Annotated in this window: 25 protein-coding genes; 3 read left to right on the top strand and 22 right to left on the bottom strand. The window is 64.1% G+C overall.

Annotated features, from left to right (window positions below; translation table 11 throughout):
- Positions 1-27 precede the first annotated feature (27 nt).
- The 22 genes from argF to AC07UX_RS00345 form a co-directional block, all read right to left on the bottom strand.
- Positions 28-954, bottom strand: a complete 927-nt coding sequence (gene argF, locus AC07UX_RS00450; RefSeq protein WP_495190076.1) for an ornithine carbamoyltransferase — start codon at positions 952-954, stop codon at positions 28-30.
- A 115-nt stretch (positions 955-1,069) separates the two neighbouring features.
- A complete protein-coding gene (locus AC07UX_RS00445) occupies positions 1,070-2,266 on the bottom strand; it encodes an aspartate aminotransferase family protein (RefSeq protein WP_495190075.1) in 1,197 nt (398 codons plus the stop codon).
- 153 nt (positions 2,267-2,419) lie between these two features.
- Positions 2,420-2,818: a flagellar export chaperone FliS gene (locus tag AC07UX_RS00440; RefSeq protein WP_495190074.1), complete on the bottom strand. Its 399-nt coding sequence runs from the start codon at positions 2,816-2,818 to the stop codon at positions 2,420-2,422.
- Positions 2,819-2,833: 15 nt separating this feature from the next.
- Complete coding sequence (gene fliD / locus AC07UX_RS00435; RefSeq protein WP_495190073.1) at positions 2,834-4,225, bottom strand: flagellar filament capping protein FliD; 1,392 nt, start codon at positions 4,223-4,225, stop codon at positions 2,834-2,836.
- 158 nt (positions 4,226-4,383) lie between these two features.
- Entirely contained in the window at positions 4,384-4,845 is a 462-nt protein-coding gene (locus tag AC07UX_RS00430; RefSeq protein ID WP_495190072.1) for a hypothetical protein, read from the bottom strand.
- Positions 4,846-4,902: 57 nt separating this feature from the next.
- Positions 4,903-6,051 (bottom strand): glycosyltransferase family 87 protein, encoded by a 1,149-nt coding sequence (locus AC07UX_RS00425; RefSeq protein WP_495190071.1) that lies wholly within the window; start codon positions 6,049-6,051, stop codon positions 4,903-4,905.
- A 6-nt stretch (positions 6,052-6,057) separates the two neighbouring features.
- On the bottom strand, positions 6,058-7,194 hold the full coding sequence (gene flhB / locus AC07UX_RS00420) for a flagellar type III secretion system protein FlhB (RefSeq protein ID WP_495190070.1): 1,137 nt from the start codon (positions 7,192-7,194) through the stop codon (positions 6,058-6,060).
- A gap of 3 nt (positions 7,195-7,197) precedes the next feature.
- Complete coding sequence (gene fliR / locus AC07UX_RS00415; protein WP_495190069.1) at positions 7,198-7,980, bottom strand: flagellar biosynthetic protein FliR; 783 nt, start codon at positions 7,978-7,980, stop codon at positions 7,198-7,200.
- Entirely contained in the window at positions 7,977-8,249 is a 273-nt protein-coding gene (fliQ, locus tag AC07UX_RS00410; protein ID WP_056691450.1) for a flagellar biosynthesis protein FliQ, read from the bottom strand. Before fliQ ends, fliR begins: the two co-directional genes overlap by 4 nt.
- A gap of 38 nt (positions 8,250-8,287) precedes the next feature.
- Positions 8,288-9,121, bottom strand: coding sequence for a flagellar type III secretion system pore protein FliP (gene fliP, locus AC07UX_RS00405; RefSeq protein ID WP_495190068.1), 834 nt, complete (start codon positions 9,119-9,121; stop codon positions 8,288-8,290).
- Positions 9,105-9,368 carry a FliO/MopB family protein gene (locus AC07UX_RS00400; protein ID WP_495190067.1) on the bottom strand — a complete coding sequence of 88 codons (264 nt, stop codon included), beginning with the start codon at positions 9,366-9,368 and terminating at the stop codon, positions 9,105-9,107. The genes fliP and AC07UX_RS00400 overlap by 17 nt, the downstream gene beginning before the upstream one ends.
- Before the next feature lie 101 nt (positions 9,369-9,469).
- Positions 9,470-9,805 carry a flagellar motor switch protein FliN gene (gene fliN, locus AC07UX_RS00395; RefSeq protein ID WP_056691458.1) on the bottom strand — a complete coding sequence of 112 codons (336 nt, stop codon included), beginning with the start codon at positions 9,803-9,805 and terminating at the stop codon, positions 9,470-9,472.
- Positions 9,802-10,686 (bottom strand): flagellar motor switch protein FliM, encoded by an 885-nt coding sequence (locus AC07UX_RS00390; protein WP_495190066.1) that lies wholly within the window; start codon positions 10,684-10,686, stop codon positions 9,802-9,804. Before AC07UX_RS00390 ends, fliN begins: the two co-directional genes overlap by 4 nt.
- A gap of 148 nt (positions 10,687-10,834) precedes the next feature.
- Entirely contained in the window at positions 10,835-11,500 is a 666-nt protein-coding gene (locus tag AC07UX_RS00385) for a flagellar basal body-associated FliL family protein (RefSeq protein ID WP_495190065.1), read from the bottom strand.
- Between the two features lie 28 nt (positions 11,501-11,528).
- Positions 11,529-13,421 carry a flagellar hook-length control protein FliK gene (locus tag AC07UX_RS00380; RefSeq protein ID WP_495190064.1) on the bottom strand — a complete coding sequence of 631 codons (1,893 nt, stop codon included), beginning with the start codon at positions 13,419-13,421 and terminating at the stop codon, positions 11,529-11,531.
- Between the two features lie 464 nt (positions 13,422-13,885).
- Positions 13,886-14,311, bottom strand: coding sequence for a hypothetical protein (locus AC07UX_RS00375; RefSeq protein ID WP_495190063.1), 426 nt, complete (start codon positions 14,309-14,311; stop codon positions 13,886-13,888).
- Positions 14,308-15,636 carry a FliI/YscN family ATPase gene (locus AC07UX_RS00370; protein WP_495190062.1) on the bottom strand — a complete coding sequence of 443 codons (1,329 nt, stop codon included), beginning with the start codon at positions 15,634-15,636 and terminating at the stop codon, positions 14,308-14,310. Before AC07UX_RS00370 ends, AC07UX_RS00375 begins: the two co-directional genes overlap by 4 nt.
- A complete protein-coding gene (locus tag AC07UX_RS00365; protein WP_495191738.1) occupies positions 15,633-16,262 on the bottom strand; it encodes a FliH/SctL family protein in 630 nt (209 codons plus the stop codon). Before AC07UX_RS00365 ends, AC07UX_RS00370 begins: the two co-directional genes overlap by 4 nt.
- Before the next feature lie 55 nt (positions 16,263-16,317).
- On the bottom strand, positions 16,318-17,334 hold the full coding sequence (gene fliG / locus AC07UX_RS00360) for a flagellar motor switch protein FliG (RefSeq protein ID WP_120251857.1): 1,017 nt from the start codon (positions 17,332-17,334) through the stop codon (positions 16,318-16,320).
- Positions 17,327-19,084 carry a flagellar basal-body MS-ring/collar protein FliF gene (gene fliF / locus AC07UX_RS00355; RefSeq protein WP_495190061.1) on the bottom strand — a complete coding sequence of 586 codons (1,758 nt, stop codon included), beginning with the start codon at positions 19,082-19,084 and terminating at the stop codon, positions 17,327-17,329. The genes fliG and fliF overlap by 8 nt, the downstream gene beginning before the upstream one ends.
- A 3-nt stretch (positions 19,085-19,087) precedes the next feature.
- The gene (fliE, locus tag AC07UX_RS00350; protein WP_495191737.1) at positions 19,088-19,444 is read right to left on the bottom strand and encodes a flagellar hook-basal body complex protein FliE; all 357 of its coding nucleotides are present in this window, start codon (positions 19,442-19,444) and stop codon (positions 19,088-19,090) included.
- Positions 19,445-19,465: 21 nt separating this feature from the next.
- Complete coding sequence (locus tag AC07UX_RS00345) at positions 19,466-20,737, bottom strand: sigma-54 interaction domain-containing protein (RefSeq protein WP_495190060.1); 1,272 nt, start codon at positions 20,735-20,737, stop codon at positions 19,466-19,468.
- 55 nt (positions 20,738-20,792) lie between these two features.
- On the opposite strand from AC07UX_RS00345, the gene AC07UX_RS00340 reads away from it, so the two are divergent.
- From AC07UX_RS00340 to AC07UX_RS00330, 3 genes are all read left to right on the top strand, one after another.
- Positions 20,793-20,942 (top strand): hypothetical protein, encoded by a 150-nt coding sequence (locus AC07UX_RS00340; RefSeq protein ID WP_495190059.1) that lies wholly within the window; start codon positions 20,793-20,795, stop codon positions 20,940-20,942.
- Positions 20,943-21,092: 150 nt separating this feature from the next.
- Complete coding sequence (locus tag AC07UX_RS00335; protein WP_495190058.1) at positions 21,093-21,902, top strand: flagellin N-terminal helical domain-containing protein; 810 nt, start codon at positions 21,093-21,095, stop codon at positions 21,900-21,902.
- 212 nt (positions 21,903-22,114) lie between these two features.
- Positions 22,115-23,602, top strand: a complete 1,488-nt coding sequence (locus tag AC07UX_RS00330; RefSeq protein WP_495190057.1) for an OpgD/OpgG family glucan biosynthesis protein — start codon at positions 22,115-22,117, stop codon at positions 23,600-23,602.

Below are 23,602 nucleotides of genomic sequence, written 5' to 3'. Positions count from 1 at the left end.
GAAATTTCGCCCGAATATAAGGTGCGCCTACAGCTTTCCAAGCGCCCAGAGCAGCACCGACTTCTGGGCATGGATGCGGTTTTCCGCTTCGTCCCAGATCAGCGACTGCGGACCGTCGATCACCGCTTCTGTCACTTCCTCACCGCGATGGGCCGGCAGGCAGTGAAGGAATTTGGCTTGCGGCTTGGCGCCGGCCATCAAATCCGGCGTCACCTGATAGGGCATCATCGCCGCCAGCTTGGCGTCGGCATGGGACTGCCCCATGGAAATCCAGGTGTCGGTCACGACGACATCGGCGCCGCGTACAGCCTCCGCCGCATTGCGCGTGAGCGTGATGGTCGATCCCGCCGCCCGCGCCGCGTCGGCGAAGGACGGGTCTGGATCATAGCCTTCGGGAATGCCCATGCGCACGTCGAACTTGAGCAGTCCCGCCGCCTCGACGATCGAATGAAGGACGTTGTTGCCATCGCCCAGCCAGGCCCACTGGCTGCCGGGCAGCGCCACGCCATGTTCCACCACGGTCAGCAGGTCGGCGACGATCTGGCACGGGTGCGAAAGGTCGGTCAGGCCGTTGATGACCGGGACGGTGGCATATTCGGCCATTTCCTCGATCTTGGCGTGATCGTCGGTGCGGATCATGATCGCGTCGCACATGCGGCTGAGCACACGCGCGGTGTCCGCGATGGTTTCGCCGCGACCAATCTGGCTGGTCGCGCCTTCCAGGAACAGCGACGTGCCACCCAGTTGGCGGATCGCCATGTCGAAGCTGACGCGGGTGCGGGTGCTGTTCTTTTCGAAGATCATCGCCAGCGTATGGCCGGCGAGCGGCGCGTCGGCGTCGACCCAGCCCTTGGGCTTGCCTTGCCGCGCGGCCTTGCGGTCGATGGCATCCGCGATCATCGCGGCGATAGCGTCGCCGCCCGCATCGGTGAGATTGAGGAAATGCTTGGTCATTGGAACCCCTTCACCCACATCTCCGTTGGGTTCGAGCCTGCCGCAACTGTTCTCGACGGACGCTTTTTGACAAGCTCGAAGTTGCTCGAACCGAACGGATGGGGAAAGATTGGTATCAGGCCGCCTTGGCGTCCGCGAAGGTCCGCGCGCCGGCGGAAATCTTCTCGATACATTCGGCGATGTGGTTTTCCTCGATGACGAGGGGCGGCAGGATGCGCAGCACATTCTGGCCGGCCGACACGGCCAGCAGGCCATGATGGTCGCGCAGATGGCCGACAAAGGCGCGTGCATCATAAGCGTCCTTCATCTTGACGCCCAGCATCAGGCCCATGCCGCGCACATCCTCGAACATGTCGTCATGATTGGGGATGAGCTGCTCCAGCGCCGAACGCAGGCGTGCGCCCATGGCGGTCACCTTGTCCAGAAAGCCTTCGGCCAGCACTTCTTCCAGCACGGTGATGCCCACCGCCATGGCGAGCGGGTTGCCGCCATAGGTGGACCCATGCGTGCCGAAAACCATGCCTTTGGCCGCTTCCTCGGTGGCGAGGCAGGCGCCGAGCGGGAAGCCCGCGCCGATCCCCTTGGCCACGGCCATGATGTCCGGCGTGATGCCATATTGTTCATGGGCGAAGAATGTGCCCGTCCGAGCATAGCCGCATTGGACTTCGTCCAGAATCAGCAACAGGCCATGCTCGTCGCAGGCCTTGCGCAGCCCCTTGAGAAAGTCCTGCGTCGCCGGAGTCACGCCGCCTTCGCCCTGCACCGGTTCCAGCAGGAAACCGGCGGTGTTATCGTCGATCGCCGCCAGCGCCGCGTCGAGATCGTTGAAGGGCACGACCTGGAAGCCGGGCAGCAGCGGTTCGAAGCCGTCGCGCATCTTGGGCTGGCTGGTGGCCGAAATGGTTCCCAGCGTGCGGCCATGGAAGGCGTTGTCGAAGCTGATGATCTTGTGCCGATGGGCCTGCCCGTTGGCGAAATGGTAGCGGCGCGCGGTCTTGATCGCGCACTCCACCGCTTCCGCCCCCGAATTGGTGAAAAATACGGTGTCGGCAAAGCTGTTATCGACCAGCTTCTGCGCAAATTGCTCCCCCAACGGCGATCCGTAGAGGTTGGAGATGTGCATCAGCGTCGCGGCCTGATCGGCAATCGTCTGCACCAGCCGGGGATGGCCATGGCCGAGCAGATTGACCGCAATACCGCTGGCGAAATCGAGATAGCGTTCGCCGCGCTCCCCGATCAGATAGCAGCCCTCGCCTCGCACCGGACGGACATCGCACCGGGGGTAAACGGGCATGAGCGGCGTAATCGACATGGGCCTTCCCTTTCTGGGTGATGCTGCGCGTCCTGTGCGCATTGGGTAGAACGCAAAAAGGCGGCCCCCGCCGGGCCGCCCTTCGCGAGCACCGCCTATACAAGCGGCATGTTGGGGGCGCAACCCCGCCCGGACGGGCGCTCGCGCCTGGGATCAGCGGCCGATCAGGGTCCAGGCGTCAGCGATTTCGGCGATGATGTCGCGGGCCTGCTCGACCGGTGCAGCGGATCGTTCCTGCGCTCCGACCAGCAACAGTCGGCGGGCTTCGCGATAGATTTGCGCCAGGCCGACCGAGATGTCGCCGCCCTTGTCGAAATCCAGGCTCGATTCGAGCGCGAAGAGGATCGACATGGCCCGTGCCTGCTTGTCGGAAACCTTCATCCGGTCACCATTGCGTTCGGCCAGCGCCGCCGCTTCAAGCGAGAGCAGCAATTCGTCGAACAGAATCTTGACCAATGCGTGTGGCGTCGCGCCTTCGGTACGGCTGCCCGAATGGACCGCTGCGTAACGGCGTGCCGCGCTGGCGCCTGCATAACCCTGATTGTAAAACATCGTCTGCGTCCCCGATTAACTGTCGCTGTTGTTCCAGACCTCGATCTGCTGTTCGAGGTAGCTTTGTGTGGCCTTGAGCGCGGACAGCCGCGTCTCCATTGCTGCGTAAACCTTGGTCAGCTGCGCCTCGTAATTGACCATCTTCTCATCGAGGTCTTCGAGCTGCTGGGTAAAATCCTCGGCCAGCGCGTCGTAGCGCGTCTGCGCCGTCTTGAGCGGACCGTCGGCCCGTTCGATATTGTCACGAACCGAATCCATCAGCGCGGACAGGCCCAGATTGCCGGCAGTCGACACTTTGGGGTTCACCATGTTGGTGACGCCTTCCGGGTCCGCCTCCATCGCCGCGGCCAGGCGGGCCGTGTCCAGGCTGAGTGTGCCGTCGCGGTTGGTCGACACGCCGATATCCGACAATGTCTTGAAGGTGCCAGTCGATGCCAGTTGGGTCGATGTCATGGCGGACAATTGACGCTTCATGTCGCGCACGCCCGCCACGCCGTTCAACACGCCGGAACTGGACTGGTCCGCGCCGGTGGCGGTCGCGGTGTTCAGCCCCTTCATCAGCGTGTTGTAGGCGTCGACAAATTCCTTGAGCAAATCCGACAGACCGGCCGTAGGCTGGCTCATCGACAGGGTTACATTGGTCCCTGGCGACGCCTTGTTCAGGTCGATCCGCAGATAGGGAATAGCGTCATCGATGGTGTTGCTCGCATATTCATAGGCGACGCCGTCGAGCGTGACCTTCGCATTTTGCGGGGTGGACGAGCTGGCAAAGCTCATTCCGCCCAGGATAGTGCTGCTATCGTCAGCGGTGGCGCTGACCGTGAAATCATTGTCAGCGCCGGTTTCGCCCTTGAACACCAGGCGCGTGCCTTGGGTATCGGTGACGACACGCGCGGTGACACCGGTGTTTGCAGCGTTGATCGCCGAAGCCAGGCCAGCAAATGTGTTGTTGGTGGAATCAAGCGTGATCGTCGTGGCTTCGCCGGCCGCGTTGGTGAGCGTGAAGCTGCCGGTGCCGATCGCCGTGCTCCCCGTCGCGCCGCTGGTCGTGGTCGACGAATAGACGCGCGCCGTGGCAAGCTGCTCTACGGTCAGCTGCGCGGGCAGGCCGCTGGGGCTGCCGCCGCTGAGCATCGTCACCGACGCAATGCTCGCGTCATTGGACGAGGCGGTACCGGTATAGGCGGCGCCGGATAGCACTTCGCTCAGTGCGTCGGCGAAAGTATCGAGCGAGCTGATCGCGGACGCCAGAGCGGAAATGCGCGACGTGTTGAGCGTTTGCTGACTGGTGATCGCCGTCTGCTTGGGCTCACGGGTCGCACTGACCAAGCTGGATACCAGCGCCGACGTGTCGATGCCCGATCCAGCGTTGAGCGCCGTCAAAATGCTGCTGCCTACCGCGGTCATGCGTTTTCCTTTCAAGGGGATAGAACGGCGGTAGCGGCAAGACCTTTAGGAATGATTTTCGCAACGGTTTTTCGCGGACAATGACGCACCGAAACGGCCAAAGGCATGATCCGCATCGGCGGATCATGCCTATCCCGAGCGCCCGACGGCGACGGATATCAAATGGCTGACGTTGCGATCTGCTCGACCGTGGAACGCGAAACCTGGGCGTGCGCAGCATGGGAATAGGATGCCCGCTCGACAATGCGCTTGGCCAGCACGGCGGCATGTTCGACCGCCTCCTTGCTGGCAGGTGGCAGAGGGACCAGCACCATCGGGCGCGGAATCATCGCCTGGATGGCACCGGCGGCATCGTCCACGCTGCCTGCCCCGGACTGAAGATCGGCAAGGATTTCAGCAACGCGGGCGTGAACCTCTACATATTCGGCGACGCTGGCCAGATCGTCATCCACGACGGCCTTGTCCTTCTGCGCCCCGGAATCCTGTTGCGCAGTGTCGCGGACAGGCGCCTGGGCAGACCGACCGGCTGCCACAGACTGTACGGTCTGGACAGGCGAAGGCGCACGCGACGCCGTCCGGTCTATCGGCGGCAATTCTGTCCTAGATACATAGTCGCTCATGACGCACCACCAGAATGCATCCCCACAACAGCCATTACGGCCAGTCGCGATTAAACTTTAACGGATCGGGAAATTTTTTTTGTGGTGGAACAGGCAGAGCGCGATGGCAATCGGAATGAGGCCAGGCCCCGGAAGCCCGACCATCCCTGCAACCAGTTGAAACAGAGGCAGGAAATAGGCCAATATCGGCACGGTTCGTCGTTCACCGCCGGCCAGAAATAGCACTGCCATCGCTGAAGAAGACAAGATGTCGTAGGACAGCATATAGGGCGTGGCCGATACCGCGCATGCGAGAAACAGCATGTTGGCCGACAGGTCGGTCGTGGCAGGCCGATCACGAAACCGCAGCCAGACCAGGGTAGCCGCAACACAAGCCAGCGCCATCTGGAGCGCGCTTGCGAGTGGCACGGCGACCCCGATCATGCGCAGGTTCATGAACAATGTTGCCATGAACGGACCGGCCAGATGATCCGGATCGCGCAGCACAAGCGACTGGTTGGCGATGCCGGTCTGGACATAGATGCGCCAGATATCGACGCCCCAGAGCAAGGCCACCAACGCAACCAGTGCCAGGCTGGACGCGGCGGCGGCAAGGAAGGCGCGCCAGTTGCGGGTCGCAAGGAACAGGATGGGGAAAAGCAGGGCCAGCTGGGGCTTGATGAGCAGCAGGCCGACCAATGCCCCGGCCAGCCAGGGTCGATCTTCGCGCCAGCGCAGCACGGCCAGAATGATGGCAGCGGCGAACAGGGCAAATTGGCCGGAGATGATGCCAAGTAGCGCGGCGGGCGAGGCGAGCAGCAGGACGACCGGCCGAAAATCGCGTGTCCACAAGCGCATTGAGACAGCGAAAGAGACAGCCCCACACAGCGTCCACAAGGCCAGTGCCGGCAGATAGGGCAGCAGCCCGAAAGGCGCAGACACCAGCATCGCGACCGGCGGATAGGACCATAGCTGGCCCGGATAGCCGCCCCCCACCGCCGATCCCAGCGCGGCGAGATATGTGTCCATGTCGTAGTATCGTTCAGGGCTGTCGCCCCATGCGGCGCGGCCGTACATCCAGATGTTGAGGAAGTCGCGTCCCACCACCAGCGACGTCCCGTCACGCGGCATGCCGCGGCCGGGCGTCAGGGTGAGGATATAGGCGGGCACGAAGACCAGCAGCAACAGGCCTGCCCCGACCCACAGGATGCGCAACCGGTCGGCCATGAAAGCCTATTGTTTCTGCCCGTTCGCGTCGAAGCGCATGTCTTCTGGCACGGTGATGAAGGGGCGGTCCATTTCCGTCGCCATCTTGTTTTCCACTCGAAACACGAACGCCAGCACGGTCGCCACCGCCATGAAAAGCCCTTCATTGACGATCTCCCCGGCGCGCGAGGTGAAATAGACGGCGCGGGCAAGGTCGGGATATTGAAGGACGGGCACGCTATTCTGGTCCGCCAGCTCGCGGATCGACGCGGCGATGGCGTCGCAGCCGCGCGCCACCACCACCGGAGCCGCATCCACGCCTGGTCGATAGCGTAGTGCGACGGCGAAGTGTGTGGGGTTGGTGAGGATGACGCTGGCTTCGGCCACCGCCTGACGGGTGGAGCCGTTCAAGACCTCAAACTGGCGGCGACGGATCTGGCCTTTGAGTTCAGGCGAACCTTCGCTTTCCTTATGCTCGTCCTTGATTTCCTGCTTGCTCATGCCCAGCCGCTTGGCCCGCTGCATGATCTGTGCCGGCACGTCGATGCCTGCGATCAGGAACAGGCCGCCCGCCATGACGAGGCAGGTCAGGATGAAGATATTGCCAAGGTCGGCCATGGCCGGCGCGACGCCCATCTTGCCGAGTGCGGTGATCTCCGTCAGCCGGTCCCAGATCAGCCAGACGCCGATGCTGCCGAGCAGGCCGACCTTGGCGATCGACTTGAGCAGTTCGATCAGGCCTTGTGTCCCGAAAATCTTCTTTATGCCGGCAGCCGGGTTCATCTTCGACGCCTTGGGCGCGAAGGCACCGGGGCGGAAGCCGAGCGATCCGAGCAGGGCCGGCGCCGCGATAGCCGCGATGAAGGTCGCGAGCATCACGCCAGCGGCCGGCACGGCGATTGCGCCCAGCAAGGCGGCACCGCGCGCGGCCGGCGAAAAATCGACGATATCCTCCCGCCGGAAGCGCAGTGCGTCGGCCAGCATGTCCGACAGCGCGTCGATCAACGAAGGGCCGGTTATCGCCAGCCAGGCGATGCCAGCCATCACGACCAGCGCAGTACCCAGTTCGCGCGACTGGAGAATGTCGCCCTTCTTCGCAGCGTCGCTCAGTTTTTTCTGGGTTGGTTTTTCGGTCTTTTCACCGCCACCGGGACTGTCCGCCATGGCCTATCGTCCTTCCGCGATCGACTGGGCTTGTTCCAGGCCAGCCTTGAGCGATGCGGTGATGCCTTCCGCCATGATCGGCGCGGCGATGGCCAGCAGGACGATCCCCGCCATCATCGCCACCGGCATGCCGACCGCAAACAGGTTGAGCGAGGGCGCAGCACGCGCCAGCATGCCCATGATGATCTGAACCAGCACCAGCGCGAAGCCGACGGGCAGCGCCACGGTGACGCCGGCACCGAGCAGCGATCCGCCAAAGGTCACGAGGCGCCAGACTGTGTCGTTGGACAGGATCGCGCCACCCGGCGGGATCGCCTGATAGCTTTGCACCACGAAGCTGGCGAGCAGCAGATGGCCGTCCATGCCGAGCAGGAGGAAAGTAGCAAGGACCGAAAGGAATGTGCCCAGCACCTGAGTCGATTGGCCCGAAGAGGGGTCGATCATCGCCGCGAAGTTGAGGCCCATGGCGTTGCCGATGGTTTCGCCCGCAACGAAGGCGGCGGCATAGCCGATCTGGACCGCGAAGCCGAGGGCGAGGCCCGCCAGCACTTCGCCCGCGACCATCATCACCCCTTCGAAACTGGCGATACCATCATGCGGCAGGGTGATGGTGACGCTGTTGAGCGCGGCAAGGCCGAGCGCCAGGCTGAGGATCAGGCGCAGTTGGAGCGGCACGGCGGGCGCGCCGAAGACCGGCGCGGCGATGAAGGCCGCGCCCGGCCGGATCATCGCGATGAGCCAGATCCACAACTGCGTTTCCACGCCCGTGAAACCGGGCGCGATCATTGGAGCAGGTCCGGGATACGCTCGAAAATTTCGCGGGTGAAGTCGGCGATCAGCACCATGATCGACCCGCCGAACAATGCCAGCATGCCGCCCACGACGATGATCTTGGGAATGAAGCTCAATGTCTGTTCGTTGATGGACGTCGCGGCCTGTACCATGCCGATGATGACGCCAGCGATCAGCGCCGGGATCAGCACGGGCGCGGCGGCAAGCGCCGTGATCCACAGCGCCTGCTGGGCCAATCCCATGAAGAAATCGGCGTTTTCCATGGCCTACGGCACCAACGGATGTGGGGGAAGCTGGCTCATCATGTCGCGAACGATCCCGCGAGCGACCCCATGGTCAAGGCCCAGCCATCGACCAGCACGAACAGCAATAGCTTGAACGGCATGGAAATGATGGTGGGCGACAGCATCATCATGCCAAGCGCCATCAGCGTGGACGCGACGACAAGGTCGATGATGAGGAAGGGCAGAAAGATCATGAAGCCGATCTGGAACGCCGTCTTCAACTCGCTGGTGACGAAGGCCGGCAGCAGGATCGTGAAGGGAATGTCGTCCGGCGTGTTGAAGGCCGGCGCCTTGGCGAGATTCTGGAACAGCTTGAGGTCGCTTTCGCGGGTCTGCTTGGCCATGAAGCCGTGCAGTACCTTGCCCGAACGGCCGACCGCTTCCTCGATGCTGATCTGGCCCTTGCCATAGGGATCGAAGGCCTGCGCGTTGATCGCGTCGATCGCAGGACGCATCACGAACAGGGACAGGAAGAGGGTGAGGCCAACCAGCACCTGATTGGGTGGCGTCTGTTGCAGGCCAAGCGCCTGGCGCAGCAGCGACAGGACGATGATGATGCGGGTGAAGCTGGTCATCATGAGCACGAGCGACGGCAAGACCGTCAGCAGGCTCATCAGGACGAGGATCTGGAGGCTGAGCGAGAGCGAGCGACCGTCGCCGGAAATCTGGCCCATGGCGCGGCTTAGCGCACCGCCATTGTCCGCTGCTGGCGGCGCTGCGGCGGGCGCGGCCTGTGCGAAGGCTGGCACGGTGAAAAACAGGGCAGCCAGAATCACGATCGCGATGGCTGCGACAAGCAGGCGATAGCGCCCAGCCTTTGCAGAAATGACGGGCTCAGCGCAGGCGAGCATGATCGCCTTCCGCGATCTTCTCGATCCGGCTGCGGGTGACGGACAACAGGATCTTCTTGCCTTCGAACTCGACCACGGCGAGCTTGCCGAAGGCACCCATGGGCAGCGCTTCGAGCAGCTTCAAGGACCGGTCGCCCTGCCCCGCGATCATGCCGGGCTGATATTTGCGCCACAACCACAGCGCGGCAAAGGCCATGCCGCCCACCAGCGGCAGCAGGATCAGCAGTTTAACGAAATACCAGAACATGAAATGGCCTGCCCGCAGCTATGGTTAACCACGCCTGCGATCCGCAGTTTCGCGGCGGAAGGCAAGCTTAAATTCGATGGCGCAAGATCAGATGGTCCGCATCAGCCGCGCCGTTCGATGCCGGCCAGGCGGTTTTCGGTCGCGGCGATATCCACGATGCGGATGCCATAGCGGCCGTTCACGGTAACGACCTCGCCCTTCGCGATCAGGGCGCCATTGACCATGATGTCGAGCAGATCATCGGCCTGTCGGTCCAGTTCCACGATGCTGCCTTCAGCCAGATCCATCACTTCGGCGAGCCGCAGCGAGGTGGAGCCGACCTCCACGGACATGCGGACCGGGATGTCGGCCAGCAGCTTGAACTGGCGATTGTTGGTCATGCGGCTCAGCGGATCTTCGCCGCGCTCCATGCGGGGGGCTTCGCTCATGTCGCTCATTGATCGGGTTCCTGTGCAAGCTTTTCAATCTGGAAGGCGGCACGGCCTTCCTGTTCGCCGATCGTGCCATGCGCGACGATGCGGTTTCCGACGATCAACGGCAGCGATCGGCCGATGGTCACGGGGATGACGTCGCCGACCTTGAGCTGCATCAGCTCGGCCAGCGAAAGATTGGGGCGCGCCAGCACGGTGCGGGCGGGCAAGCGGATGTCACGCATCCGCCGGGCGATCCGCGTCTGCCAGACGGGATCGCGATGCTCATCGTCAGCGGGCAGATTGCTACCCATCAACGCTTCTACGCCGCGCAGGGCTGACAGCGGGAAGACCAGGTCGATCGGCCATTCCTGCTCGCGCGTGATGGACACCATGAAACGTTGCAGCACCATCTGGTCGGCGGGCTGCGCGGCGGCGGCATAGCCGACCGCGCTCTCACGCAGGAGCAGCCCCTGCTCCAATGGCAGGATATCGGCCCAGGTTTCGACGAGCCGGGTGACGATGCTGTCGGACAGGCGCGCGATCAGCCGGTCTTCAGTCGGCGTGAATTCGCCGCGCGCCGGCAGCGCCCGATTGCCGATTCCGCCATAGAAGCAATCCACCATGGTGGAAATCATCGCCGCGTCCATGCGCAGCAGCATCTGGCCCTTCAGGGGCAGCAGACGATAGATGGAAAGGCTGCAAAAGGCAGGGACTTCGGCCGTCCAGGCGCCGAAATCGAGCACGCGGGTACCCTGTGCCACCACAAGGGGGCGAACGCCTGCGATGGGCTCGATCAGCGTGCGCATGCGCCGGCCGAGCTTCTCGCCCAGCCGGTCCAGCCCCGACAGCATGATCGGCGCCTGAGAATCCCCGCGCCCGAAGGCGTAGGTTTTTACGTCGTCCATCTTGGTCCCCTGCGCCATGACGGATCAGGGGCCATCCCGATCCTTTGGCGCAAGGCCCATTAATAACGAAAATGGTAAAATTGGAGTTAACAGGCCTTCACCTCGCCCCCGCGTCCATCGCGGTTGGAGGGCGTTTCCGAAGCCGGCCCTACTGGATCACGAAGTTCGTGAAATAAACATTGTCGATGCCGCCATAGCCGGTCTTCTGCTTCAATATGCCGTTGATAATGCCCTTGATCTTACCCTGGAGCATCTGTTTGCCCTTGGGCGTGTCGAGCACTTCCTGCGGCTGTTCGGCCAGCATCATCAGGACGGCGCTGCGGATCGGCATCTCATGCTGCTTGACCGCCGCAATGACGCGATAATCATAATAGCTCGAAACCGCGATGCTGATCTGGGCGAAGGCGTCGGTGTCCGACATGTTGGACGTGAAAGGCGCCTGAAGCTGGAAATAGGTGGCCTGATAGGCAGCCGGATTGGCAGGCGATGGCAGATCCACCCCCTTGCCCGGCGCATGGCCGGCCGAAACGGCATGGCTTTCGCCACCGCCATGGCCACCGCCTTCACCGCCGCCGCCGCCGCCCTCGCCGGCCCAGCCATGCGCGGTCGCGATCGCCTGCGCATCTTCACCCGCCAGCACCAGCACGGGCTTGTTGGGGTCTTCCTTAGGCCCTTCGGCCTTGGGACTGAAGAAGCCGGCCGCATAGAGGCCGCCCGCCGCACCTGCCCCACCCACGACGACGCCGACGACCAGCAACAGGATCATCTTCATGCTCCCGCCTTTTTTCTTCTTGGCCTTTGGCTCGTCGCTCATCTGTCTTGTCCCCTGGGCTTAAAGCTGGTCACGCATAACGCGCGCGCGCGGCTCCGCCTGCGGTATCGCCGGCGTCCATATGGTTAAGAACGGCTCCGTCATTCCCTGCTTTATGCCCGAAGGCGATATTTTCTCGCTGCTGCCCGCGGCCCTGCATATGCGACTGCGCAGAGGACTGGCCCATATTCTGGCCGGCCGCCTGACCCGGATTCTGGTTGCCGCCGCCGGACTGCTGCTGCGCTGTGTTCTGGTTGGTCGAACCTTCGGCGCGGGAGGCCTCCACGACATGGGGCGCGCGTTCGATCTTCACCTCGCTGATCCGTATCGCGGACAGGCTGGCGTCAAGTTTGAGGCGGTCGCCATCCTGCCGCAACGCCTGCTCGGCCGCTTCACTCGCCACGGTCAGGCTGATGGCGGCGCCATCGTCACCCTGGCGAATATTGACCTCAACCGGACCAAGTTCGGTCGCGTTGATCTGGAACCGCCCCTGTGCGCCATTGGCCGACAGGCTGGCAATATCGCGGGCCAGCCCGTCAATCCATTGGCCCGACACACCCATGTCGACCAGCTGCGCACCCAGGCTGGCGGATAGATCGACTGTCGGGATTGCCGGGGCGACGGTCGCAAGCGGCTGCGCGGTGGACTGCACCACCGGCATCAACGGCGTGGCGCTGTCGTTCACGGCCGTCGACAGATTCACGGTCGCAGCAGCAGGTGTAGCATCGCTGACGGGCGTCGCGGTTTCGGTCCGGCGCGGCGCACGCGGGCTCATATGGTCACGGACCAATTGGAGCAGGGAAACCGCCTCCGCGCGCGGCTTGGCGGGGGCTGTGGGGGTGGCATCCTGTGCGAGATCGAGAGGCTGATCCACGACCTCGGCCGGTTCCGACGCGGCAGGCGCGGCTATTGCGGCTGCGGTCTCGACAGTCTCCGTCATGGGCGCAGCCGCGACCGCGACGGGCGATGCCGCAGCAGCCTCAACGGCCGGGGCGGAGGCTGTGGTGGGTAAGGGGCTGGCCGCCTGCATTGCCATTGCCGGCGCGGTCTCGCTGGTCGCGCGCGCAGCATCGGGTGCAGGCTTACCAATGGACGGCTGCGTCACGGGCAGATCGACGGAGACCGTAACTGAATTCGCAGATCGCGGCGACGGGGCGCTTGCGTCCGGAGCTTCAGCAACGGGTGACAGCGGCGCAGCCTCGGCAGGCGCAGGTGCCGCGTAGTTTGACGCGATGAACGAGCCCATAGGTGTTGCGGGAGTTGGCAATGCGGGCGTATTCGACAAGGACGGCGAAGCGATGCTGACGCTGGCGTCCGACGTGTCGGGGGCAGCATCGAGCGTGGCGGCCACCTTGGTGGTTTCTGTGGGTATCGTTGCAGGTGACACGGCGATGGGCGCCACGTCCGGTGCCATGACAGTGACGGTCGGCTGAACCGACATCTGACTATCGTCCTGCACGACGAGCTTGGCGTCATCGGTAGAAAGAGCACCAGGTTCCGATGCACCGCCCGTCTCGGCGGACGGCGATTGCACGAGGATGTCCAGCGGCGCAGCTTCGTGCGGACGGACATGACGGAGCTTGGCCGGCGATGGCGCAGGTTGCTGCTCCACGGCGGCGGGCGCGACCGGTGCGAGAGCGGGCGACGATGGGGCAGCCTCATCCCATTGCGGCCGTTCGGGAGAGGGAATGGCAGCTTCCGGCACGTAGGTCGTCTCAGGCGAAGGCGATTGCACGAGGATATCCAACGGCGCAGCTTCGTGCGGACGAACCTGATGCAGCGTGACTGGCAATGGCGCAGATCGCTGCTCAACGGCGGCGGGCGCGACCGGTGCCAGAGCAGGCGACGATGCGGCAGCCTCATCCCATTGCGGCTGTTCGGGAGAGGGAATGGCAGCTTCCACCTTGCCCGCAGCAGCAGGCACCTGTTCAGCAGGGATGTCGTCAGCCAGGACGAAATCGCCCGGCTCGACAACATCCGTTGCAGCGGCAGAAACCAGCGGGGCCGGAGCGGATATGGCGGCGGCTGGGAGTGTTTCGGAGTCGGGTAGTGCGACAGCGAGTTGGACAGGTGAATATGGTTTCTGAGTATCTGGCGAGGGCGCGAGAGAGGGTGTCGAAGGCGTCGCGCTGGCGAGAGCCGGGTGCCATGTTTTTAGATTAAAATCTTGATATTCAATGTTATTTTGTGATTCTTCACCGTCTGTGTCAACCGTGACATTAGGTGCAACCGCGGTTGGTTGCGCGGCAGCGGGCGCTGTTGCACCAAGGGTGTTCAGCAATTGCACGAAGTCGGCGCTGCCTTCGGCCGGCACGGCGTCCCCCTTCACGCCGGCTTGCGCGGGGGTCGGGAACAATAGCGCCTTGAGGCTGGTCAGCATCGTCATCGTCAAACGTCCCCCGTCCGCTGCATGCGGCGATAGCGCGGCAAGGCCGCCAGCTTATTCTCCCGCCACTCCTCCAGGTTCGCGCGGGCGCGGTCCTTGAGGCGGATGGCGATTTCCTTCTCGCGGTTCGCTGCAAGAGTCATGCCTTCTTTCGCCTCGACATTGCGCTTCGCATCATAAAGTGCGCCGTCGAGTTGACGACCGGCCTGTTCGAGGCGGGTGGCGAGTTCCTGCATCGCCGCGAAGGACGCACCACTCGCCATGCCCTCCGTCTCGAACAATTCGCTGCGAACCTTGTTCAGGCGATCGATATTATGGGCGAGCGCATTGGCTTCGTCGCGGGCGCGCGCGGTTTCGGCCACGGCCATGGCATGCTGGACATGGCGCACGCGCAACACGCGCTGGCGGCGGCCGACCAGCCCCTTCATGCGCCGAACCCGGCGATCAGCGCGTTGGCGCTGGTGTCGAGGTCGATGCGGCTTTTCTGGTCCTGTCGGATGAAGTCGAGGATTTCCTGACGGCGACGGACGGCTTCGTCGATGACGGGATCATTGCCGGGGCGATAAGCGCCCATCAGGATGAGGTCGCGATTTTCCTCATAGGCCGCCCAGAGGCGGCGATAGACGGCGGCAGCCATGCGATGCTCGTTCGGCACGACATCGGCCATGACGCGCGAGAGCGACTTGCCGATGTCGATGGCGGGAAAGATCGCCTGTTCGGACAACTGGCGCGACAGGACGAAATGACCGTCCACGATGGCGCGGGCGGCGTCGACGATCGGATCGTCGGTATCGTCACCATCGGCCAGGACGGTGTAGAGCGCGGTGATCGAGCCGCCAGTGCGGGCATCGACGCCGGCGCGCTCCACCAAGCGGGGGATAAGCGCGAGGGCCGAGGGCGGATAGCCCTTCATCGCGGGCGGTTCGCCCAGCGCCAGACCGATTTCACGCTGGGCATGGGCGCAGCGCGTGAGGCTGTCGATCAGCAGCAGCACCTTCTTGCCACGGGCGCGGAAATATTCGGCGATGGCGGTCGCGCGGGCGGCGGCACGCAGGCGCAGCACCGGCGGATGGTCAGCGGGCACGGCGACGACGACGCTCTTGCCCATCGTGTGCTTGAGCTTGGTTTCCAGGAAGTCGCTCACTTCGCGACCGCGTTCGCCGATCAGGCCGACGACGACAACATCTGCTTCGGCGCCGGCGATCATCTGACCCATCAGCACCGATTTACCGACGCCCGAACCGGCGATGATGGCGATGCGCTGGCCGCGCCCTGCGGTGAGCAACGCATTGACGGCACGGACGCCAAGGTCGAAGGCTTCGGTAACACGGCCGCGATCGAGGACATTGCCCTTCACGCCATTTAACGGCCAGACGCCGCCCGCGATGATCGGCCCCTTGCGATCGAGCGGCTGGCCCATGGCGTCGATGACGCGACCGACAAGGCCATCGCCTACCTGCACCATATTCGCCTGGCTGTCCGGTTCGACGCGGATGCCGTTTTCCAGCGGCGCGTCCGCGTCGAGCGGCACCAGCAGCGCGCGGTCGCCGCGAAAGCCGACGACTTCGGCGCGACAGACCGAGCCGTCGCTGGCCAGCACGCGCGCACCCGATCCGATCGGACGGCGGAAACCGGTGACTTCCAGCATGCCCGCATCATGACTGACCAGACGGCCGACATGGCGCGGCGCGCGATTTTGCACCTGCAAATGGTCGAACAGGGTTTCGGCCTGGGCGATCTGTGCACGGATCATGGCTTGCCTTCCATATCGTCCATCAACGCACGCAGGCGCGACAGGCGAACGTCCGGGCCATCCTCGACCCAGCCTTCGCTGGTTTCGAGGCGCACGCACCCACGGTGCATGCTCCTGTCGCCCACCAGCTTGACGCCGATCGCCTCCCCTTCCAGCAGGCTGATGTCTTCGGGATGGAGGTGAAGTGCGTTCTTGCCCTCATTATCCTCGATAAAGGCGGCGACGGTGTCGCAGCGCTGGACGAGGCGTTCGATATCGATTTCCACCTCTCCGACAATCTGTTCGACGAGACGGACGACCGTGGCGGAAAGCATGGTGGAGAGCATGCCGCTGGGCGCAGGCGCCAGCATCTCCAGCGCTTCGGTGAGGCGGGCGCGCGCGTCCGCTTCCTCGCCATGGGCTTCGGCGGTGACGCGGCAGCCTTCGTCGAAACCCTGGGTAAAGGCCTCCATCCGGGCTTCTTCCAGCAAGTCGATTTCCGGTTCCGGTTCGAACACGCCATTGCGCATCGTCGCCGCGATCGGCGTTTCGGGCGAGGCATACAGCGTGCGGAAGCCGCCGCCGGCCGGGCGGAAGCCAGCGACCGCGACGGGCGCAGCGTCCTGAACGGCCTGAGCACCCCAAATCCTTCCGGTGGGCGCATTTTCCGCGTCGTCGGCAAAATGCCGACTTGAAAATGCTTCAGACAAAGTCGTTGCCCTTCCCGCCGAGCATGATGGTGCCGGCGTCGGCCATGCGGCGCGCGGTTGCGATGATGAGCTTCTGCGCGTCGATCACTTCGGCAAGGCGGATGGGTCCGCGTTCCTCGATCTCGTCGGCGATCGCCTGCGCGGCGCGGGCGGACATGCAGCTGAAGATCTTGGCCTTGAGCATGTCGTTCGCGCCCTTCAAGGCCACGACCAGCACCTGGCTGTCGACGGTGCGCATCAGCGTGCCCAGATTCTTGTCATCCATGTCGATGAGGTTGTCGAAGACGAACATCTCCTCCTCGATCGTCTGGGCGATCATCTTGTCGCGCTTGGCGACGGCCTTCATGATCCGCTGTTCATTGTCCTTGCGGACATTGTTCATGATCGCGGCCGCTTCGACCGTGCCGCCGCGTTGCGACGCCGCGCCCTGCTTGTTCACCGGACCGCGCAGCAGCAACTGCTCCAGATCCTCCAGCGCCTCGTTCGACACCGGGCCGAGCGTGGCGATGCGATAGACGATCTCTTCCTGATATTCGACCGGCAGCAATTGCAGCACGTCGGCGGCGACGGGCGCCTCCAGATGGGCGAGCACGATCGCCATGATCTGCGGATGTTCCGCTTCGATCAGGGTGCCGATTTCCTTGGCGTCCATCCATTTCAGCATTTCCAGCTGGGTAGAGCGGGTCGGCGGGGTGATGCGGGCCAGGATGGTTTCCGCGCGCTCTTCGCCCAACGCCTTGGTCATCGCGCCACGGATATGGCGGGTGGCGCCATAGCCGATGGTGGTGCGCTTCTTGGCCTTGGTGACGAAATGGTCGAGCGCTTCGTTCACTTCCTCCGGATCGACATCCTGCACGTCATACATGGCATAGCCGAGCTGACGCACTTCTTCGGGTTCCAGGCGGGACAGTATCTGGGCGGCTTCATCCTCATCGAACAGCATCAGGAGGACGGCGGCGGCGGCGCTGCCTTTCAGCGCTTCGGGGCGACCGGGGACGATCTCAGGCATTTTCCTTCTTAGCCTCCTTCAGCAGGTCGCGGACGACCAGGGCGGCACGATCGGGATCCTGCTTCACGAAGTTGCGGATCAGGTCGGCGCGCTGGGCATAGTCGTAAGTGGAGGAAATCATGTCGAGCGTGACCTTGGGCTCCCCGCCTTCCGGCGTGATGACGGCGGCCTGCTTGGTGATTTCGGTCGATATTTCGCGGCCGATGCGCTGGCCTTCTTCCGGAGTCGGCGCGGCCAGCGCGTCCTGCGGCGCGGCGCGGCGCTTGAGCAGCGGGCGGCCGATGCCGAAGATGACCAGCAGCGCGACCAGCAGGGCCGACACGTTGCGCACCAGCGGCGATACCCAGTCGGCTTCATACCAAGGGGCGACGGCGTCTTCCGTCTTGAGGAAGCTGCGCGAGGACAGGGCCACCACGTCGCCGCGGGTCTGGTCGAAGCCGACCGCACCCTTCACGAGCGCTTCCAATGCGGCGATTTCCTGCGGCGTGCGCGCCTTGCCATCGGGTGCGGTGTCGAGCGCGACGGCGACCGACAGGCGCTTGACGGTGCCGATGGCGTCGCGGGTGACCGACACTTCACGGCCGAGTTCGAAGCTGCGGTTGAAGGTTTCCTCGGTCTTCATCAGCGGATTGGGCGGCGTACCGGGCTGACCGGCCTGCGCGCCTTGTGCCGTCTGACCCTGCGCCACGGCCTGACCATTGGGATTGGTCTGGGTGACGGTGGGGTTGACGGGCGCCTGGTTGCTGAGCGCGCCGGGGATGCCCGACGCTTCGCCCGTGCCCTGACCACGCGGGTCGGACGCCCAGGTGCCCTGTTCGGTGCGCAGGCGCGCTTCGTCCTGGGGATAGGTTTCGCGGGTTGCCTGACGTTCCGCGAAGTTCAGTTCGGCATGCACTTCGGTCGAGAAATTGCCCTGACCCAGGATCGGCGTCAGCAACGCGATCACCGACTGGCGATAGCGATCCTCGATCTTGCCCTGCACCGCCAGCTGGCGATCGTCGCCGGCGTTGCTGTCATTGTCGCTGAGCAGACGGCCATTCTGGTCGACCACCGAGATATCGTCCGGGTTGAGCTCCGGGATGGACGAGGCGACGAGATGGACGATGGCGCTGACCTGCTGGTCGGTGAGTGTGCGGCCGTTGGCAAGACGCAGCATGACCGAGGCGGAGGGCTTGGACCGTTCGCGCAGGAAGACGCTGGGCGGTTCGACGGCCAGATGCACCTTGGCGGTTTCGACGCTGTCGATAGCCTCGATCGTGCGGGCCAGGTCCATTTCGCGGGCCGAGCGCAGCTTTTCGCCTTCGACGGCGCGCGAAGCGCCCATCGGCAGGCTGTCGATCATGCTGTTGCCGTCGGGCGCGCTCTTGGGCAGGCCCTGGGCGGCGAGCATCATCTTCGCCTTGAAATAATCGCCTTCGCCGACGGTCATGCCGCCATTATTGTCGAAGTCGTACTTGATGCCATTCTGGTCCAGCACCTGCGCGACGGCCGACTTGTCGGTGTCGGGCAGCGCGCGGAACAGATCGCGCTGGGGCGGTTCGCGCAGCGCGAGCCAGGCCGCGCCAGCCACCGCAACGGTGCCGATCAGGCCGAGCAGCGGCAGGCTCTTCGCCACGGCGGGTTGTTTGATGAAGCCGGTGAGGCGCGCCTTGAGCGCGTCCACGCCCTTGGCTCCGTTTCCGAAGGCGGCGCTGGAGGGGAGAGCAGGCGCGGATGCGCCGACATTGGTGCTGAGTGCGTTCTCGCTCATGGTTTAAACCGGCATGCTCATAATGTCCTTGTAGGCGGACAGGAGTTTGTTGCGGACCTGAAGGGTCGCTTCGAAGCTGACCGACGCCTGCTGCTTGGCCAGCATGACGGCGGCAATGTCGGTGGTTTCGCCACGCTCGAACGAGGCTGCCGCCTCGCCCGCGTGATTTTGCAGGCCGTTGACCTGTTGGAGCGCGCTGTTGAGCGCTTCGGTAAAGCCACCGGGCGCGGTGCCCTGGGTGCCGCCGACGCCGGGTGCGCCGACCGTACCGGTCGAGGCGACGTCGCGCAGGGCCGCATTTTTTTGCAGGATGGCGTTGCGGATCGCCATCACGCTGTCGGTCGGGGAAACGCCGTTGATAGCCATGGTTCAACCCTCCCTTTATGCTGCGGCCAGCTCGCGCATTTCGGCGAGTCGATAGCGAAGCGTGCGTTCGGAAATGCCCAGCTTGCGGGCGGCGGCGGCGCGATGACCATCGGTTTCGCGCAGGGCGATGCGGATGGCTTCGAGTTTGCTGTGATGGGCGACGTCGCGCAGGCGAACCGGCTCGACCGGGATGGAGGCCGGCGCGATGATCGGCGCGACGATGCGCAACGGCTGGGCCGCGCCCGTCAGGTGCAGGTCGTCCGCCTCGATCATCGTGCCGTCGCGCAGCACCAGCGCGCGCTGAAGCACGTTGCCCAGTTCGCGGGCGTTGCCGCGCCAGTTGTGAGTGGCGAGCTTTTCCATGGCATCGGCGGTCGGCCAGACGAAGCCGGCCTTGCCCATGTCCTGCTGGCGCAGGAGCATGGCGGCGGCGATCGCGGCGACGTCGCCGGGGCGCTCGGCCAGCGGGCGCAGTTCCAGCGGCATGACGTTGAGGCGCCAGTAGAGATCTTCGCGGAAACGACCGGCGGCGACTTCGCCCGCCAGATCGCGGTTGCAGGCCGCGATGATGCGGACATTGACCGGCACCGGATGGGTCGCGCCGACGGGGAGCACTTCGCCTTCCTGCAATGCACGCAGCAGCTTGGACTGGAGCGAGAGCGGCAGTTCGGCGATTTCGTCGAGGAAGAGCGTACCGCCGTCGGCGGCCAGGAACAGGCCTTCCGAAGCGTTGGACGCGCCGGTGAAGCTGCCCTTCTTATGACCGAACAGCATCGCTTCCATCATGGTTTCGGGCAGCGCGGCGCAATTGACGGCGATGAAGTCGTGGCCGGTGCGACCCGACTGGGCGTGGAGGAAGCGCGCCATGCCTTCCTTGCCGGTGCCGGTGTCGCCCTGAACGAGCACGGTGGCGTCGCTGCGAGCGACGCGGCCGGCCAGCGTCATCAGCCGCGCGCTGCCGCTGTCGCCGACCGCGGGAACCGAAGCCGGGCGAACGAGTTCAGCAATCAGGGCAAAGGCAAAGCCCATGTCCGCAATGCCAAAGGCGACGCGGGCCGGCAGGCCGTTGGCGGCAGCGATCAGCGACGGTGCGCCGTCGACGACGTTGATCAGGATGTCGCGATGCGTGGCATGGCCGATTTCGGTCGCCAGCAATATCCGCCGGTCGTCCCGTTCACGGGGGCTGGCGGAATCGACGATACGGACAGTGTAATAGGCATTCTCAAGCCAGTGCTGCAAGCCCGGAAGAAGCGCGCAGACCCCACGGCTCACGTCAAGCATAGACATGAACAGACCCCATGTTTTGGGCGGTTTGTGCCCCCGCACGCCCCAACCCCCTTCGATGGTTAATAAATACCCGTTCTGTGGTTATCAGATAGTTAACGCCGCACTGCCGCTTGCCGCAGACCGGCAGGTTTTTTCCGGCAAAAGCGGCAATTATTTCGACCTAAGTCTAATCCGCGCGCATCGCGTGCGCGATACGCCCGTGTGAGTGCTTTTGCGGACCAGCCGATTCGCGCCCTTTTCGAAAAAAATCGACATTCGGGCTAAAAGCTTCCCGCACCCCGCCGTTATCCCCTTTCGAGGCCGCAAGCGCTCTGACTGATGGCAGCGACCTGATATTACTCGGAAAGGGAACACCATGACTGTTATCGCAACCAACACCGCAGCGCTGCGCTCCGCCAACGCTTCTTCCGCCGCCACCAAGGCTTTGGGCACTGCCATGGAACGCCTGTCGACCGGCAAGCGCATCAACAGCGCCAAGGACGACGCCGCTGGCCTGGCCATCTCGTCGGCCATGACCGCCCAGATCCGCGGCATGACCCAGGGCGTGCGCAACGCCAATGACGGCATCAGCCTGGCGCAGACCGCAGAAGGCGGCCTGAACGAAGTCTCCAACATGTTGCAGCGTATGCGTGAACTGACCGTCCAGGCGCTGAACGGCACCAACGACACCGACGCCAAGGCGAACATCCAGGCGGAAGTCGCCCAGCTCCAGACCCAGATCACCGACACGCTGGCCAACACCGAATTCAACGGCACCAAGCTGTTCGACGGTTCGACCGGCACCGTGACGATCCAGGCCGGCGCGAACGCTTCGGACACCGTCGATATCACGCTGGACGACGTGACCACGTCGATGACCGACGCCCTGGCGATCGACGCGACCACCGCCACCACGGCCGACCTCGACACGTTCGACACCGCCCTGGCTTCGATCGCGACGACCCGCGCCAACCTCGGTGCGGTGCAGAACCGCCTCGAATCGACGGTCAGCAACCTGACGAACAACATCACCAACCTGACGGACGCCCGCAGCCGCATCGAAGACGCCGACTTCTCGGCCGAAACGACCGCGCTCGCCAAGCAGCAGATCCTGAGCCAGGCCTCCACCGCGATGCTGGCCCAGGCCAACCAGAGCCAGCAGGGCGTGCTGAAGCTGATCGGCTAAAACCCCGACACAAGATTGGTCGGCTGAGGTATTGACCACCGCCAGCCGGCCATGGTGCCCCCGGCACATCAACAGTCCCCACCGTGCCGGGGGCGCACCTTCGATCGAACGGTCAGATTTTAGAAGCCTCCGTCCCCCCGGGCGGAGGCTTCTTCATTACGACATGGATACAAGTCTTGGCTCGGTCGTTTTCCGGGTCCATGATGAACGCCATGACACAGATCGACCGGCGCGCGATGATCGCCGCCTCCGCCGCCGCCCTGCTCCTGCCCGACACGCTATTGGCGCAGACAAAAGGTGCCGCTTTCTCCTGGGAGAAGCTGATCGCGTCGGCGCAGCGCCTGTCGCGCACGCCCTATAAGGAAGTGCCGCGCCATCCCGGTGCGGCGAAGGTGGATTATATAGCGCAGCATGAAGCGCGATTCCGCGAAGAGCGGACGCTCTGGAACGACCTGCCCGGCGACACCGGCATACGCTTTTTCCCCCTGTCCCAATATTCGACCCAGCCCGTCCAGATTTCCACCGTGGAAAAGGGGCGCGCGACGCCGCTGCGTTACGATCCGACGGTTTTCGACATGCCGGCCGACAATGCCGTTGCCAAGTTGGGGCCGGATGCAGGCTTTGCCGGTTTCCGCATCATGAACGCCAAGCGCGACGGCGACTGGCTGTCTTTCCTGGGTGCCAGCTATTTTCGCGCGCCCAGCCCGCAAAAGCAGTTCGGCATGTCCGCCCGCGGCATCGCCATCAACACCAGCCTGCCGGGCAAGGAGGAATTTCCCGCCTTCACCCATTTCTGGCTGGAGCGCACCGGCAATAGCAGCGTGACCATCTATGCCCTGCTGGACGGCGCGTCGATCACCGGCGCCTATCGGTTCGTCAGCAGCCTGGGACCGGACGGCGTGAAGCAGGATATCACCGCCGCGCTTTTCCCCCGTCGCCCGATCCAGGAATTGGGGCTGATGCCGATGACCAGCATGTTCTGGTATAATCAGGCGAACAGGACGCAGGGGACCGACTGGCGCCCGGCCGTGCATGACAATGACTTGCTGTCGATCGCAGGCGCCGATGGCACCGCCCATGTCCGACCGATCGTCAATCCTTCCGCCCCGCATTTCAGTGCCTTTACCGAAGTCAGCCCAAAGGGGTTCGGGCTGTTGCAGCGCGATCGCGATTTCAGCCATTATCAGGACGACGGCGTCTTCTACGATCGTCGCCCTTCCCTTTGGGCCACGCCGAATATGCCCTGGGGCAAGGGACAGGTGCGGCTCTACGCCTTCCCCACCGACAGCGAATATACCGACAATGTCTGCGCCTATTGGACGCCGGACGGAGCGGCACGGCCAGGAACGCGGATCGACGCCAGCTATCATCTGGACTGGTCGGCCGCGCGCGCGCCGGCTTCGGCGGGCCTGGCGATCGTGCAGAATGTGTGGCGCGGCCATAGCGAACAAAAGGGCGCGGAAAAGCTGGTGATCGATTTTGCCGGCGTGGCCGCCGATCCCAAGCCCGATATCTGGGTGGATGTAAGCGGCGGCACCATCGCCAAACAGGCGGGCTATCCGGTGCTGGGACAGGACCGGCTGTTCCGGACGGTGCTTGATGTCGTGCGTCCACAGGGTAAAGCGGCAGATGTCCGGCTGCAATTGCGGTCTGGCGATCGCGCCCTTAGCGAATATGTCCATTATCCGATGGGTGCGTAA

This window comes from Sphingobium sp. GW821-FHT02B05 (assembly GCF_059421905.1).
This window is presented reverse-complemented; position numbering and strand designations above follow the sequence as displayed.

Coding starts and splice junctions, on each gene's coding strand:
- AC07UX_RS00345 (WP_495190060.1), bottom strand. CDS start 20,737: ATGTCTATGCTTGACGTGAGCCGTGGGGTCTGCGCGCTTCTTCCGGGC.
- flhB (WP_495190070.1), bottom strand. CDS start 7,194: ATGGCGGACAGTCCCGGTGGCGGTGAAAAGACCGAAAAACCAACCCAG.
- AC07UX_RS00440 (WP_495190074.1), bottom strand. CDS start 2,818: ATGTTTTACAATCAGGGTTATGCAGGCGCCAGCGCGGCACGCCGTTAC.
- fliD (WP_495190073.1), bottom strand. CDS start 4,225: ATGACCGCGGTAGGCAGCAGCATTTTGACGGCGCTCAACGCTGGATCG.
- fliN (WP_056691458.1), bottom strand. CDS start 9,805: ATGAGCGACATGAGCGAAGCCCCCCGCATGGAGCGCGGCGAAGATCCG.
- AC07UX_RS00385 (WP_495190065.1), bottom strand. CDS start 11,500: ATGAGCGACGAGCCAAAGGCCAAGAAGAAAAAAGGCGGGAGCATGAAG.
- AC07UX_RS00370 (WP_495190062.1), bottom strand. CDS start 15,636: ATGATCCGTGCACAGATCGCCCAGGCCGAAACCCTGTTCGACCATTTG.
- fliG (WP_120251857.1), bottom strand. CDS start 17,334: ATGCCTGAGATCGTCCCCGGTCGCCCCGAAGCGCTGAAAGGCAGCGCC.
- fliF (WP_495190061.1), bottom strand. CDS start 19,084: ATGAGCGAGAACGCACTCAGCACCAATGTCGGCGCATCCGCGCCTGCT.
- AC07UX_RS00335 (WP_495190058.1), top strand. CDS start 21,093: ATGACTGTTATCGCAACCAACACCGCAGCGCTGCGCTCCGCCAACGCT.
- AC07UX_RS00430 (WP_495190072.1), bottom strand. CDS start 4,845: ATGAGCGACTATGTATCTAGGACAGAATTGCCGCCGATAGACCGGACG.
- AC07UX_RS00375 (WP_495190063.1), bottom strand. CDS start 14,311: ATGAAGGGGCTGGTCGGCCGCCGCCAGCGCGTGTTGCGCGTGCGCCAT.
- fliQ (WP_056691450.1), bottom strand. CDS start 8,249: ATGGAAAACGCCGATTTCTTCATGGGATTGGCCCAGCAGGCGCTGTGG.
- AC07UX_RS00340 (WP_495190059.1), top strand. CDS start 20,793: ATGGTTAATAAATACCCGTTCTGTGGTTATCAGATAGTTAACGCCGCA.
- AC07UX_RS00390 (WP_495190066.1), bottom strand. CDS start 10,686: ATGGACGACGTAAAAACCTACGCCTTCGGGCGCGGGGATTCTCAGGCG.
- AC07UX_RS00400 (WP_495190067.1), bottom strand. CDS start 9,368: ATGTTCTGGTATTTCGTTAAACTGCTGATCCTGCTGCCGCTGGTGGGC.
- AC07UX_RS00425 (WP_495190071.1), bottom strand. CDS start 6,051: ATGGCCGACCGGTTGCGCATCCTGTGGGTCGGGGCAGGCCTGTTGCTG.
- AC07UX_RS00330 (WP_495190057.1), top strand. CDS start 22,115: ATGACACAGATCGACCGGCGCGCGATGATCGCCGCCTCCGCCGCCGCC.
- argF (WP_495190076.1), bottom strand. CDS start 954: ATGACCAAGCATTTCCTCAATCTCACCGATGCGGGCGGCGACGCTATC.
- fliR (WP_495190069.1), bottom strand. CDS start 7,980: ATGATCGCGCCCGGTTTCACGGGCGTGGAAACGCAGTTGTGGATCTGG.
- fliP (WP_495190068.1), bottom strand. CDS start 9,121: ATGCTCGCCTGCGCTGAGCCCGTCATTTCTGCAAAGGCTGGGCGCTAT.
- AC07UX_RS00445 (WP_495190075.1), bottom strand. CDS start 2,266: ATGTCGATTACGCCGCTCATGCCCGTTTACCCCCGGTGCGATGTCCGT.